This window comes from Dehalobacter sp., assembly GCA_023667845.1.
Lineage (GTDB): Bacteria > Bacillota > Desulfitobacteriia > Desulfitobacteriales > Syntrophobotulaceae > Dehalobacter.
Window position 1 is genome coordinate 142027 of sequence record JAMPIU010000073.1, and the last position, 12943, is coordinate 154969.

At 46.3% G+C, this 12943-nt stretch carries 11 protein-coding genes; 5 read left to right on the top strand and 6 right to left on the bottom strand.

Going from position 1 to position 12943, the window contains the following annotated elements:
- Positions 1 to 20: 20 nt before the first annotated feature.
- Complete coding sequence (amrA, locus tag NC238_06105; protein MCM1565516.1) at positions 21 to 1283, bottom strand: AmmeMemoRadiSam system protein A; 1263 nt, start codon at positions 1281 to 1283, stop codon at positions 21 to 23.
- Between the two features lie 424 nt (positions 1284 to 1707).
- Here amrA and NC238_06110 point away from each other — a divergent pair, with 424 nt between their 5' ends.
- Positions 1708 to 3804, top strand: a complete 2097-nt coding sequence (locus tag NC238_06110; protein MCM1565517.1) for a glutamine synthetase III — start codon at positions 1708 to 1710, stop codon at positions 3802 to 3804.
- A gap of 125 nt (positions 3805 to 3929) precedes the next feature.
- Here NC238_06110 and NC238_06115 read toward each other — a convergent pair whose 3' ends face one another.
- A complete protein-coding gene (locus NC238_06115; protein ID MCM1565518.1) occupies positions 3930 to 4448 on the bottom strand; it encodes a DUF2179 domain-containing protein in 519 nt (172 codons plus the stop codon).
- A 267-nt stretch (positions 4449 to 4715) separates the two neighbouring features.
- Between NC238_06115 and NC238_06120 the strand changes: the two genes are divergently transcribed.
- The 4 genes from NC238_06120 to splB all read left to right on the top strand — a co-directional run bounded on the left by NC238_06120 (position 4716) and on the right by splB (position 9438).
- Positions 4716 to 5855 carry a hydrogenase small subunit gene (locus tag NC238_06120; protein ID MCM1565519.1) on the top strand — a complete coding sequence of 380 codons (1140 nt, stop codon included), beginning with the start codon at positions 4716 to 4718 and terminating at the stop codon, positions 5853 to 5855.
- A 22-nt stretch (positions 5856 to 5877) separates the two neighbouring features.
- Positions 5878 to 7575: a nickel-dependent hydrogenase large subunit gene (locus tag NC238_06125; GenBank protein MCM1565520.1), complete on the top strand. Its 1698-nt coding sequence runs from the start codon at positions 5878 to 5880 to the stop codon at positions 7573 to 7575.
- 77 nt (positions 7576 to 7652) lie between these two features.
- Positions 7653 to 8399: a Ni/Fe-hydrogenase, b-type cytochrome subunit gene (gene cybH / locus NC238_06130; protein MCM1565521.1), complete on the top strand. Its 747-nt coding sequence runs from the start codon at positions 7653 to 7655 to the stop codon at positions 8397 to 8399.
- Positions 8374 to 9438: a spore photoproduct lyase gene (gene splB, locus NC238_06135; protein ID MCM1565522.1), complete on the top strand. Its 1065-nt coding sequence runs from the start codon at positions 8374 to 8376 to the stop codon at positions 9436 to 9438. The genes cybH and splB overlap by 26 nt, the downstream gene beginning before the upstream one ends.
- 8 nt (positions 9439 to 9446) lie before the next feature.
- Here the strand turns inward: splB and NC238_06140 are convergent, their stop codons facing one another.
- The 4 genes from NC238_06140 to NC238_06155 all read right to left on the bottom strand — a co-directional run bounded on the left by NC238_06140 (position 9447) and on the right by NC238_06155 (position 12927).
- Positions 9447 to 10586 (bottom strand): hydrolase, encoded by a 1140-nt coding sequence (locus tag NC238_06140; protein MCM1565523.1) that lies wholly within the window; start codon positions 10584 to 10586, stop codon positions 9447 to 9449.
- Between the two features lie 87 nt (positions 10587 to 10673).
- Positions 10674 to 11426: an SGNH/GDSL hydrolase family protein gene (locus NC238_06145; protein ID MCM1565524.1), complete on the bottom strand. Its 753-nt coding sequence runs from the start codon at positions 11424 to 11426 to the stop codon at positions 10674 to 10676.
- 57 nt (positions 11427 to 11483) lie between these two features.
- A complete protein-coding gene (locus NC238_06150; GenBank protein ID MCM1565525.1) occupies positions 11484 to 12029 on the bottom strand; it encodes a DNA-deoxyinosine glycosylase in 546 nt (181 codons plus the stop codon).
- A gap of 1 nt (position 12030) precedes the next feature.
- Positions 12031 to 12927 (bottom strand): pentapeptide repeat-containing protein, encoded by an 897-nt coding sequence (locus NC238_06155; GenBank protein MCM1565526.1) that lies wholly within the window; start codon positions 12925 to 12927, stop codon positions 12031 to 12033.
- Positions 12928 to 12943: the final 16 nt, after the last annotated feature.

The following is a 12943-nucleotide window of genomic DNA, read 5'->3' on the forward strand; positions in this document are numbered from 1 at the left end:
TGCTTCATCCCTCTTTCCTGTTATTCAAAAAAACGTTCAACTTCAAAACGCCAGAGCTCGACTTCCTCCTCCGGATCAATACCAGCTTTCTGTTTGGCTATTCCGACCTGTTCCTCAACCGTATCAATCCCTTCAAGATGAGGCAGCAACAACCCGACCTTTCCACCGCGGCGTACAACTACCCCGTAACGCTGAGGATCCAGATCTTCGGGCCCAGTAATCTTCTCCGTGTCTCCAAGAACATCGACAGATACAGATATTAAGGGCAGTTCTTCCGCTTGGATCGGCCAAAAGCGTGGATCCTGGGTACCTGCTGCTATCGCGTTATGTCTAATTTCTGAAGCCAGGTTTTCTCTTACCGGTTGGATCGTACCAATGCAGCCCCGCAATGCCCCATCCTTTTTAAGGGAAACAAAGCAGCCTTTCTTTTCTTTCAGCAGAGGGTCTCCAGGAATATTTAACCTGTCAAAAGGCGGGGATGTAAGATAGTAAGTCAGACATTCCCTAGCATAGCCGGCAATCGGTGAAGAACGGAATATCTCAGCAATGAGGTAACCTACCCCAAACGGTCCTTCATAGGAGAGAACCTTAATCGCACCTTCTCTCGCCCCGAGTGCAAACAGCAGGGAATGATAGCCGCACTGGCCCGCTTCATCCAAAAGACTGGCGGGAATCCCCCTGAGCAGTGTTGTATCTCTTTTCAATCCTTTGACTATAAGCTGGTCCAGTTTGGGGCCTGAAGGGTGGAATCCATAAGGTCCGTCTTCTTTGAGCCGGTGGGAAAGGTCACCGCTTGCAAGCAAGGCGCAGCGTTCAGCTGCATCATTTAAAATTTGGCCGACTTTTTTTCCGTAATGTTCCGGACGGCTCATCGGCATGCTTAAGACAACAATCTTCCCGGACCATCCGGCTTGATGGAGAAAATAAAGCGGAATGAGTGAACCATGATCAAGCTCTGCCCGGACAGGAAAAGCATCAGGAATCTCTTCCCTAATGGTCTCCACGAGTTGCTGATCTGTTTCAAAGCTTAAGCTAACCTGGCCTGCCCCAAAACGGCTGAAACTCCCGGAGAGAGTGTCTCCGTCTAAGATTACCAAACCCTGCTCAGCCAGCTGCGCATGAGGAGATACAATCAGAACCGTCTGCGTATTCATCCCGATGACTTGCTGAACGAGCGTCCTATAAGCCTCTGCTGTTTGCTGACAACCTTTTTCTTCACCATGCCCGACCTCAGGCACGAGAATCGGAGGATGAGGAACAAACCCTACATAGACAAGACTCATAGCAATACCCCCTTAGTTTCTAAAGAAAATTTGGCTGACACCAAGCCTTTGGCGATTGATTTTCTCATATCGGTTATTTCATCGGATTTGCTTCTGTCAATTTACTTCTTTTTGAAGCACTATTTTTTCTTTATATATTTTCTTTTTATATGCATATTTATCCTGCCAATTCATCTGCTGGGCCCGGATTAATTATAATCCGGATTATTTCCGGATTATATTTTGTATACATCAGAATAAACACTTGTTATTTCTAAAAAAGTGTGTTAACTTTTTGATATATTTTTATAGGTAATTTAAGCAAAGATGCTTATTCCTCAACCAAACGCTTTGAGGGTTAAGTTTGTTTTTGCTTTTTTTGCTTTTTGTGGTTATTTATCTATGTACCATTTAATATCTAAATCTGAAGGGAGATTTCGAAACAATGGATATCTTTGCAATGAACGTTTTTAACGATGCCGTCATGAGGGAACGGCTGCCCAAAGCAACCTACAAAGCTTTGAAAAAAACAATTGAGGACGGGAAAGCGCTGGATCCCGATGTTGCAGAAATCGTTGCAAATGCAATGAAAGACTGGGCGATCGAAAAAGGAGCCACCCACTATACCCACTGGTTCCAGCCGATGACAGGACTCACTGCGGAGAAGCATGACTCGTTTATTTCTCCGACTGCCGACGGCAAAGTCATTATGGAATTTTCCGGTAAAGAACTGATCAAAGGCGAACCCGATGCATCTTCTTTCCCAAGCGGCGGCATTAGAGCCACGTTTGAGGCCAGAGGCTATACTGCCTGGGACTGCACCTCTCCGGCTTTTGCCAGAGAAGAAAGAAACGGCAACATCACGCTGACAATTCCCACAGTATTCTATTCGTATACCGGTGAAGTTCTCGACAAAAAAACGCCGCTTTTGCGTTCTATGGAAGCACTCTCCAAACAAGCAGTAAGATTGTTAAAATTATTTGGCAATACGACAGCAACCCGGGTCATTTCTACGGTCGGACCCGAGCAGGAATACTTCCTGATTGATAAAAGTTTTTTTGATGCCAGAATGGATTTAGTCCTTACCGGCAGAACACTCTTTGGCGCTCCGCCGGCTAAGGGCCAGGAAATGGAAGACCACTACTTCGGCAGCATCAAAGAGCGCATCGCCGCCTTTATGAAAGAATTGAATGAAGAACTCTGGAAGTTGGGCGTTTTGGCTAAAACGCAGCACAACGAAGTTGCTCCTGGCCAGTTTGAAATTGCCCCAATTTTCTCGACAACCAATGTTGCCACCGACCATAACCAACTGATCATGGATAATTTGAAAAAGGTTGCCTTGCATCATGATCTGGTCTGCCTGCTGCATGAGAAACCGTTTGCAGGCGTCAATGGTTCCGGGAAACACAATAACTGGTCCATGAGCACTAATGATGGACAGAATCTGCTTGATCCGGGAAGTACCCCGCACGATAATGCTCAGTTCTTAACTTTCCTTTGTGCTGTCATTAAAGCTGTGGATGAATACTCCGAACTGCTCAGAGTCTCCGCCGCCAACCCTGGAAACGACCACCGTCTCGGTGCGAATGAGGCTCCCCCGGCGATCATTTCCATGTTCCTCGGCGACATGCTTTCGGATATTGTCGAACAAATCCAAAACAATGGCGGTGCTGTATCATCCAAACCAAACGGCACTTTGACAGTCGGCGTGTCCACGCTTCCGGAAATTCCAAAGGATAACTCCGACCGCAACCGGACTTCACCGTTTGCCTTTACCGGAAATAAATTTGAGTTCCGCATGGTTCCTTCCAGTGCATCTATCGCCGGTCCGAACATGGTCCTAAATACGATTGTCGCTGAAAGTATTTGCCAGATTGCCGATAAGCTTGAAAAGGCTGCCGATTTTAACAGCGAACTGCAGGCCCTCTTGAAAGAAATTCTGGTCAAACACAATCGTATCATCTTCAATGGCAACAACTATTCCGAAGACTGGATCACTGAAGCAGAAAAACGTGGTCTGCCAAACATCAAATCCATGGTGGAAGCTTTGGAGCACTTCATTGATGAGAAAAATGTCAATGCGTTCGAAAAACACGGTGTATTGAGCAAACAGGAAGTTCATTCCCGTTACGAGATTTTGCTGGAGCAATACAGCAAAACGATCAATATTGAAGCCAAAACGATGATTGATATGGCTAACAGGCTGATTCTTCCCGCAGCTGCAAAATATGCAGCTGACCTGGCCGGTTCCGTGCAAAGCGTTAAAGCTGCCGTAGCTTCTGCGGACACCTCGGCTCAGGAAGAAGTCATTAAAGAAGTATCTTCGGCTTTAGGTTCCTTTAAAGCCAAAACTGTGGCTTTGGAAAAAGCTGTTTTGGGCGCGGCTGACGTTGAAGATGTCCATGCCAACGCGGTTTACTACCGTGATATCGTCTTTGTCGCAATGAATGAATTGAGGATCTATGGGGATAAGCTTGAAACACTTGTTGACGCGGAGCTTTGGCCGCTACCGACTTATGTGGAAATGCTGTTCATCATTTAATCCATACCCTTCAGAAAAATAGCAGAGGAGAGGGCACCGGCCCTCTCCTCTGCTATTTTATTACATTCTCATCGTCATTTTCCTATCCCTCACCAGCTTTGCAGACCATTTACTGTTTTGAGTTCTTATCGCCTGCCGGCCCAAAATCCTCCGCGGAAATTCTTAGGCTCCTGGAAAAATATAAACGCGCTTGGGCAGGAACCATTAACAATATTCAAAAGTTCTTTTTGCCGGTTTCTTTTGGCCAGAACCAACATCAGGAGGCGTTTCCCGTCGCGGCCTTCCCCGGTCCAGGTGGTAACACCAAATCCTTTCTTACGCAATAATTTGGGAAGCGTCTCATCGAGCGAATCAACAATGACCTCGGCAGTCATGTACCCAAGAGCAAGTCTTTCCTCGATCCTGCTTCCCAGATACACTCCGATACCATAGCCGATGCAATATGCTGCGATGTTCCAGTAACTGTCCAGGTTTTTTAGAATAATAGACAATCCGGCAATGTACACGAGCACTTCGACCATGGACAGCATGGAAGCATACTCCTTTAAGCCCTTGATCACAAGGATAAACCGTACCGTTGTCAGTGATACGTACGTAATATTAATAGCCGTGATCAGCAGAACAAATAGGACTGCCTGATTCATTCTTATCACCAATCTTCTTTTTCAGACTGGATATTTCTTTGATATTATTATGATCTATTTAAGGGTAATTCTACTCTGCTGTTCCGAATTTTTCTGAGTTGCTGTTTTTCACTCACATTGCCGGCTATCTCCTGCGTGTTACAAAATACCTGTATATGTAAAGAAATGTATAAAATATGCTATGGAACACACAATAATGGTGAATTAGCAAAAGACCGGCTTTTTTTCATTCAGCAAGCCAATATTCTATGTCGGGAGGGGAAAATATTGAAAAAGGGCAGCTATTATGACTGGGCCCGCCAGAAAGGAATATCCCGGCGGGACTTTTTGAGGTTCTGTGCCATGACTGCAGCAATGCTGGGGCTCGATGCAACCGCTGTCCCCAGAATTGTGGAAGCTTTGGAAAACAAGTCACGCCCACCTGTCATTTATCTAAATCTGCAGGAATGCACCTGCTGCGGCGAGTCTTTCATCAGGTCCGCCCACCCTTTGTTTTCGGACCTGATCTTCAATATGATTTCCCTTGATTATATGGAGACGCTGCAGGCCGCAGCCGGAACACAGGCAGAGTCTGTCCGTCTAAAAACAATGCAGGAACATTACGGGGAATATATTCTGGTAGTCGAAGGCAGTGCCACGCTGGCAGAGGGCGGCATTTACTGTACCATCGGCGGAATGACTGCCAACGAGCTCCTGAAGGAATGTGCCGACGGAGCAGCTGCCGTGATAGCGTATGGCTCCTGTGCGACCAACGCCTGTGTCCAGGGGGCACACCCCAATCCAACACAGGCTGTACCGATTCGGAGAATTGTCAAGAATAAGCCTGTCATTGACGTTCCCGGATGTCCGCCCATTGCTGAAGTCATCACCGGTACAATCGTTCATTACCTGACATTTGGGAAAATCCCGGAATTAACGAGCTTGGGCCGTCCTAAAGCCTTTTACTCCAAACGTGTCCACGACGGCTGCACCCGCCGGGCCTTTTTTGATGCCGGCCAGTTTGTGGAGCGCTTCGATGACGAAGGTGCCAGAAAAGGCTGGTGCTTGTATAAAGTTGGCTGCAAAGGCCCGGTTGCCTATAATGCCTGTGCCGTAACGGAATGGAATGACGGAGTCAGCTTTCCTGTGAAATCAGGACACCCTTGTATGGCCTGTTCCGAGAATAATTGGTATGATTCCAGCACGCCTTTTTATGCTCACCTGGCTGAGATCCCCAATGAGGCTATCGGCGGCAACCCTGACCATATCGGTCTTGCCGCTTTAGGTGTGGCCGGTCTGGGTGTTGTTGCCCATGGGGGAATTACGGCCGCTGCCGGAGGACGCGGGAAGAAGAACCACCCGGCCGGAAGTACGGATGCTAAACAAAGAAGACAAGTAACTAAGAAGACGAATGATAAAGAAGACTAATGCAGAAAGGTTTTGAATCTCAATGACAACAAGAATTGTTGTGGATCCTGTCACCAGGATCGAAGGTCATTTACGCATTGAAGCCATTGTTGACGGGACAAAGATCAGTGATGCCGTCAGCTCAGGAACAACATTTAGAGGAATTGAGAAGATTGTCGAAAACAGGGATCCACGTGATGTCTGGGCGTTTGTCCAACGGATTTGCGGTGTTTGCACGCACATCCATGCGATCGCCTCCGTGCGGGCAGTGGAAGATGCCTTGGATTATCCGATCCCCAAAAATGCCAACTACATACGCAATATCATGACTCTGACCCAATTTACCCAGGATCATGTGATTCATTTCTATCATTTGCATGGTTTTGACTGGATTGATGTCTTAAGTGCGTTAAAGGCTGATCCTAAAGCAACAAGCAGTCTAGCTATGTCCATCTCCTCGTGGCCTAATTCTTCGGAGGGTTACTTCAGGGATGTGCAAAACAAAGTTAAGAATATTGTCCAAAGCGGCCAGCTTGGTATTTTTGCCAATGCTTACTGGGGTCATCCCGCTTATCGCTTGCCTCCGGAAGCCAATCTAATGGGAGTCGCGCATTACCTGGAAGCATTAAGTTGGCAAAAAGAAATCGCTAAAGTCCATACCGTGTTCGGAGGGAAAAACCCACACCCGAACTATCTGGTTGGCGGGCATGCTTCGAGCATCAACCTTGATGATGTCCATGTTCTGAATATGGAACGCCTGAATCTTGTGAAAACAAAGATCGATGAAGCCCAAACGTTTGTCAACCAGGTCCTTATTCCGGATATTCTGGCCATTGCTAGTTTTTATAAAAAAGACCTTTGGGGAGGCGGAATCGGCAACTTCCTGGCCTACGGTGGTGTACCGCTGGTCGATATCCACGAACCGGACAGCTACCTGTTCCCGCGCGGAATCGTCCTGAACAGGGACTTGAGCAAAGTCTATGATCTTGATCTAAAGGATCCAAGCCATATTCAAGAATTTGTATCTCACTCGTGGTATCAATACGAGGATAAGGATGCCGGGCTTCATCCCTGGCAGGGGCGGACGGATCCAGCGTATGACGGGCCCAAACCACCTTATCACAATTTGGATGAATCAAAAAAATACAGTTGGATCAAAACACCGCGCTGGCAGGGCCATGCGATGGAAGTCGGCCCACTGGCCCGCTTCGTGGTTGCTTATGCCAAAGGCAATAAGGAAATCAAGGAAATGGTCGATAGCTCTCTGCAGAAACTGGATCTTCCGCTCAACGCTTTGTTTTCAACGCTCGGACGGACCCTGGCCAGAGCACTGGAAGCAAAATTTTGCGTCGATCAACTTGCCGGTTTTTATGCGGACCTAATCGCTAATATTAAAGCCGGTGACACACAGACCTTCAATCCTGAAAAATGGGAACCCAGCCGCTGGCCGGCAGAAGCGCAGGGTGTCGGCTGGGCTGAGGCCCCGCGAGGAGCCCTGGCTCATTGGATTAAAATCCGCGGCGGCAAGGTGGAAGGCTATCAGGCGGTTGTGCCAACAACCTGGAATGCCTCACCACGGGATGCTACAGGACAAAAAGGTCCTTATGAGGCATCCCTGCTCGACACACCGGTCGCTGCTACCGACCAGCCCCTGGAACTGCTCCGGACCATTCACTCATTTGACCCCTGCATCGCCTGCGCAGCACACCTGATAACACCACAAGGAAAACTATTATGCTAGGGAAAATCTAGGGGCCACAATATTTGCGTGCCATGGTGACGCTAGCATACATTCTAAGTGATACGGAGGGATTACGATTGGCCTTATCCAAAGAAAAGAAGGGTTCCGCCCCGATGCCGCAGCGCAGACCGGTATACGTCTGGCAATTTCCTGTCCGGATGTTTCACTGGATAAATGCAGCCGCCGTCACCGTACTCTTTCTTACAGGTCTGTATATTGGAAATCCTGTCTTTATAACCCCCGGAGAAGCTTTCCAGCAGTTTTTAATGGGATCCGTTCGCTACTGGCATGGAATAGCCGCTTTTATCTTTACGGCCAATCTGTTATTTCGCCTCTATTGGTTCTGGGCAGGTAATGCGTATGCCAAGATACGTTTCTGGCAGAAGGCTTTTTGGCAGGACCTCAAGTCAACGGTCCGCTACTATTTATTTATGAGAGGAGAACATCAGGGACATCTCGGGCATAATGCCCTGGCCCAGCTATCTTATCTTCTCTTCATCTGGATCGGAAGTTTTTTCATGATTATAACCGGTTTTGCTATGCGGATAGGCACCAATCCGGACGGTATATCCGGAAAGTTGTTTTCCTGGGTCATTCCGGCTTTTCACAACGAAAATTTGGTTAGGATGAGTCATCATCTTGTCGCCTGGGGTTATGTGGTTTTTTTGTTGATTCACCTCTACCTTGTATTCAGACAGGATCTTCTGGATGATGATGGTACTACCTCATCCATGATCAATGGGTATAAATATGAATTGCCCTCTACTGTCGGCGCTGAAGAAGTCCGTACCCCCGAATATGTTGTACTCCAGAAGGGGGATTAACTTGAATTTCGAGCCCAAACAGGTCTTTTATGAGCCTGAAGCCCTGGATTATCCACTTGGAAAGAAGCTTGTTGATTATTTTCGGCAAACCAATATTCCGGTCAAAGCGACAAGCTCTCACAACAGAATAACCGGTCTGAGCGGAGATACTGCTGCCGAAACCTATTTTGAAGCCAAAAAAACATTGGTGATCGGTGTCAAACGCGGAAAAACGTTTCAAACCTGCAAACCGTCGGCTCATTATCAGCTGCCGCTGACCACAAGCTGTCCCGGGATGTGCGAATATTGTTATTTAGCCACGACGCTGGGTGCAAGACCGTACATCCGCATCTATGTCAATATCAATGAACTGCTTGAGAAAGCCCAAACTTTAATCCATGAACGTTTACCCGAGATCACTTATTTCGAAGGAGCCGCAGTTTCCGACCCAATCCCGGTGGAACAATATACAGGCAGTCTGAGAAAAAGCATTGAATTTTTCGGAAGACAGCCTCAGGGCAGGTTCCGCTTTGTCACAAAATTCACTGACGTCGATAGTCTTTTGAATCTTGAACATCACGGCCATACCAGGTTTCGTTTCAGCCTGAATTGCGAGGAAATCATCAGAAATTATGAGCATGGGACACCATCCGCTGAAAATAGAATAAGGGCAGCCGGAAAAGTACTTCGCGCCGGCTACCCTTTAGGTTTTATTATTGCCCCGATTATCAGATTTGAGAACTGGATGGATCAATACGAAAAGCTCTTTGCTGACCTGGCAGAGCAGTTAAAAGCCGCTTCTCCGGCAAACTTTTCTCCTGCAGCGCTTACGTTTGAATTTATCACACATCGTTTTTCTTCCCGGGCCAAGTCCAATATTTTAAATATCTATCCGCAGACAAGCCTACCGATGGATGAAGCTTCACGCAAATTTAAATTCGGGCAGTTCGGCTACGGAAAATATGTCTACCCACCCGTTAAAATAGAGGAAATAAAGACTTCCTTTCTGGCGTTTATGAACCATCATTTCCCGGGAGCAAAAGCCAAATACTTTATTTAGCTTTTCGGCTATTGTACGCCAGTATGCTGGTATTGGGCGTACCAGCTTCTGATGGCCTGCTTGCTCTGCTCGCTCGGGTAATAATTCTTGTTTTCATCATCTTTGCCCACAGCAAAAACAGAAAAACCAAGATGCCAGGTTTCTTTTTCAAACACTTGCTGATAAGCCAGAAAGCAATTTGCCTGCTCCTGGTTATTAATTATTTCCGACGGCAAGGGATTCCAGGGATGAACTGCAGCACCGTCTCTTTTTGGGAAACCCAGTTCACCAAAGAATACAGGTTTGTTCCATTTCGCAGACAACTGTTTTAATTCATCATAGATATTCTGGTTCCGGTCAAAAATCCGGGTCTTATAGATCGAGCTTACAAGGTTATCTACCGTATTGGTCTCCTGGTCGGTCAATTCAAAATAAGCTGCCACAGAGATAAAATCCACTTTTCCAAGAACCGGATTATTTAATTTGGCAATGTAGGTATCGTACGCCAAATCCTGCCCGGCATTCCATTCAGCTGTATACCACCAGTTTGTCCGGTAAGTCACTTTGCCCTGGTATTCCGCCCTGACAAAATCCGCGACATCAGTCCAATAACCGCATTGATCCTCAAATTGATCAAAGTTGGAACCGATACATAGGGCGTAGACTTTATTCGGCTTAGCCACATCACGGATAAGTTCGACAAGGACGACCTGTTTCCAGTTCCAGAACCATTGATTGATATGATCCGGCTTGAGATCCGTCTCATATTTCTCACCGTTTTGAATATACGGATAAGGTTCCAGAATGACGTTAATTCCTTTATATCTTAAGCGTTTAATCAACCGGACCGCTTTCTTTTCGCTTTCCGCATTGATACTCATCGTACTGGCTGTCAACGACGGAATATCAATTTGGACAGGGACGTTCAGGGTATTTAACCCGAGACTGTCAATATCGCTCAGAGCTTGTTCAATTGTATAATCTACAGACAGGTTTGCCGATTTTATCTTTCCCCCCCATGGGGTAATAATCCTGTTCTTTTCGTATTGGTGACCGATATAGACAAGATCCACTAGAACCAGTTTAATGATCAGCAACACCGCAATAATAACACCTAACGCAATCAGCCGCGTTTTATTTTTTTTGAGCGTATTCAGCAAATTGTTCAATATTCTGACCCTTCCTAAGAATCGTACATGTTAAATAGATTGACGATTAGAAGCGTAAAGGATGAAAAGCTTATACTTTCTAATATGCTAAGAAAGGTTTTCCGCGGAAGAATCTTTGAGCAGAAAATTGTAATTCTGCCTGAGGTATTCCGTCACCTTTTGGGCAATAACCTTATGCCCGTCTTCATTCGGATGGATCCCGTCAATACAAAGCAATTGAGTAAAATCCGGCGTCTTCAGAAAAGCACCTCTTACATCAATCCATCTCGTCCTGGTTTCCTCTGCAATGTTCACAATCATGGAGTTGTAGCGTTCCTGCCACCAGTATATCTTTGTAACGCTTCCAAGCCAAATTAATATACTTTTTCCTATCTCATTACTGTTTTTGCTGATCCACTTGAAATACCGATCGGCGTCAAGCGGGGGAAGCGTCATCAACACCGGGATAATATTATTGTTTTTAAGCGAAATAATGGTATCTGTAAGCATTTTCCCGAAAACGTTGAAATCCGTTTTGGGCTCATGCTCTGCCATTGGATCATTCGCAATCTGCATCCAGTCAAAATCACAGTCATTGCCTCCAAATTCGATCAGTACAATATCCGGACACGTTTTGGAGACATCCCGATTAAGGCGTTCAATACCTTTTTTGATGGTATTACCAAATTTCGCAGCATTATAGACCATGCCCTTCAAGCTGTTCTGGACCAGAGAAACATAGTTTCTGTCCAATAACGAATATTTCCCCTGATCCTCGTTATAGATCACGCCTTTGGAAATGGAATCTCCTACAATCAGAAATGTATAATTTTCTTTCAGTTCGGGCTGATTGTTATCCATCAATTCACACCTTTCACAACGACTTGCTTAAAACTTCATAGGCATTACTTCAAGATTTCATAAGTATTTCAAAATTGCTTTCCAATGTCTCAGCTTTTCCCCAAATTTCATCGTATTGGCCGGACTAGTTGAGGGCAATAGCAGATAGGCAATGGAAGCAGACTCCAGACGGATTTTCCTCTTATATATATTAAAGCCCTTTGCTCCGTTAAATGCAAGTAATTCCAGATTTGGGTACTGAATAAATAAATTTTGAAAATCATTAACCTGTTCATTAACGATATTGCTATCGAGACTGCCTTCTCTGGAGCAGTTACGGATGACATCCCAGAGGGCAATTTTTCTGTCCAAAAGAAATTGTTTCCTGTTCTCATAATCAGGATCCGGAAGTTTGCTGCTTTCTGCCATCCGTGGTACCGCAGCATTAGAGCATCTACGGGCATCGTCAAAAAGCGCATACATAATCCGCCAAAAATGATTGTAAGGATGTGCATAATATTTCTGCTCCCTCAACGATTGCACTCCTGGCATCGAGCCGAGAATCAATACCCGGGACTCCTGATTGATGACTGGTTCAAATGAATAGAGAATTTCCATTTCCATATCAGTCCAAACTCCATTGTCTTGGATAAAAAAGTGATGGCGGCAGCTTGGTATGTTTGTCCCCCTTCGCCGTATTCAGCTGGGCCTGGGTCAGGAAAATACTTTGGCTTAAATCAGTGCCGCTAAGGTCGGCATCGCGCAAATCCGCCCCGATCAAATCAGCTCCGCCCAGATCGTTCCCGCTGAGATCTGCGGCAATCAAACAGGCTCCTCTAAGGTTAGCCCCTCTGAGGTCTGTTTCCCGGAGATCTGCAGCAACCAGACTGCTCCTGCGCTTAAAGGTCTTCAAAATCCCGGCCTGAATATTCCGCTCCTGACAAATAGAAACACGGACCAGTTCACTTGTCTGAAGCAGCAGGGTATTTACTTCGGTACGATATAAAGGTACGTCCATTTTCAGAAGCTCGCACGGGCTAAGCAGTGTCAGCCGTTCCGTCTCTTCCCGTAGGGTACAAAGCGCCTCATGAACTGAATGAGCCGGCTGTAATGTCTCTGCTTCTGTCAAATACCAGAGCATCTCCTGAAGCTGCCGAATGACAAGAAAAACTTCAAACATTTGCTCCTGGAATTCCGGTGATCGCCGCCAGTCTCTGCCGCCGTAACTGAGCCTGGATACTTTTGGCCCTGCGCCAAAACAGTCAAATGCCATGCAGCCTTTCAGACCCAATCCCTGAAGATCTTGATATATACAGCAGCGAAAGTCTTCCTGCAGGTTCCGACAAGGCTGACCGGCCTCTTTATCGTTTGGAAAGCCTTCCGAAGCTGAAAAATACAGCGCGGTGCAGCACAATCCGAAGCAGTTCTCACAGTCAGCTCTCAGACTGCGTCTCTGCTCAGCAAAAATGTCTATTGGTTCACGAATTCCAGACAATATTTGATCCTCCAAAACAAAGAACATTTGATTTATCCCCAGA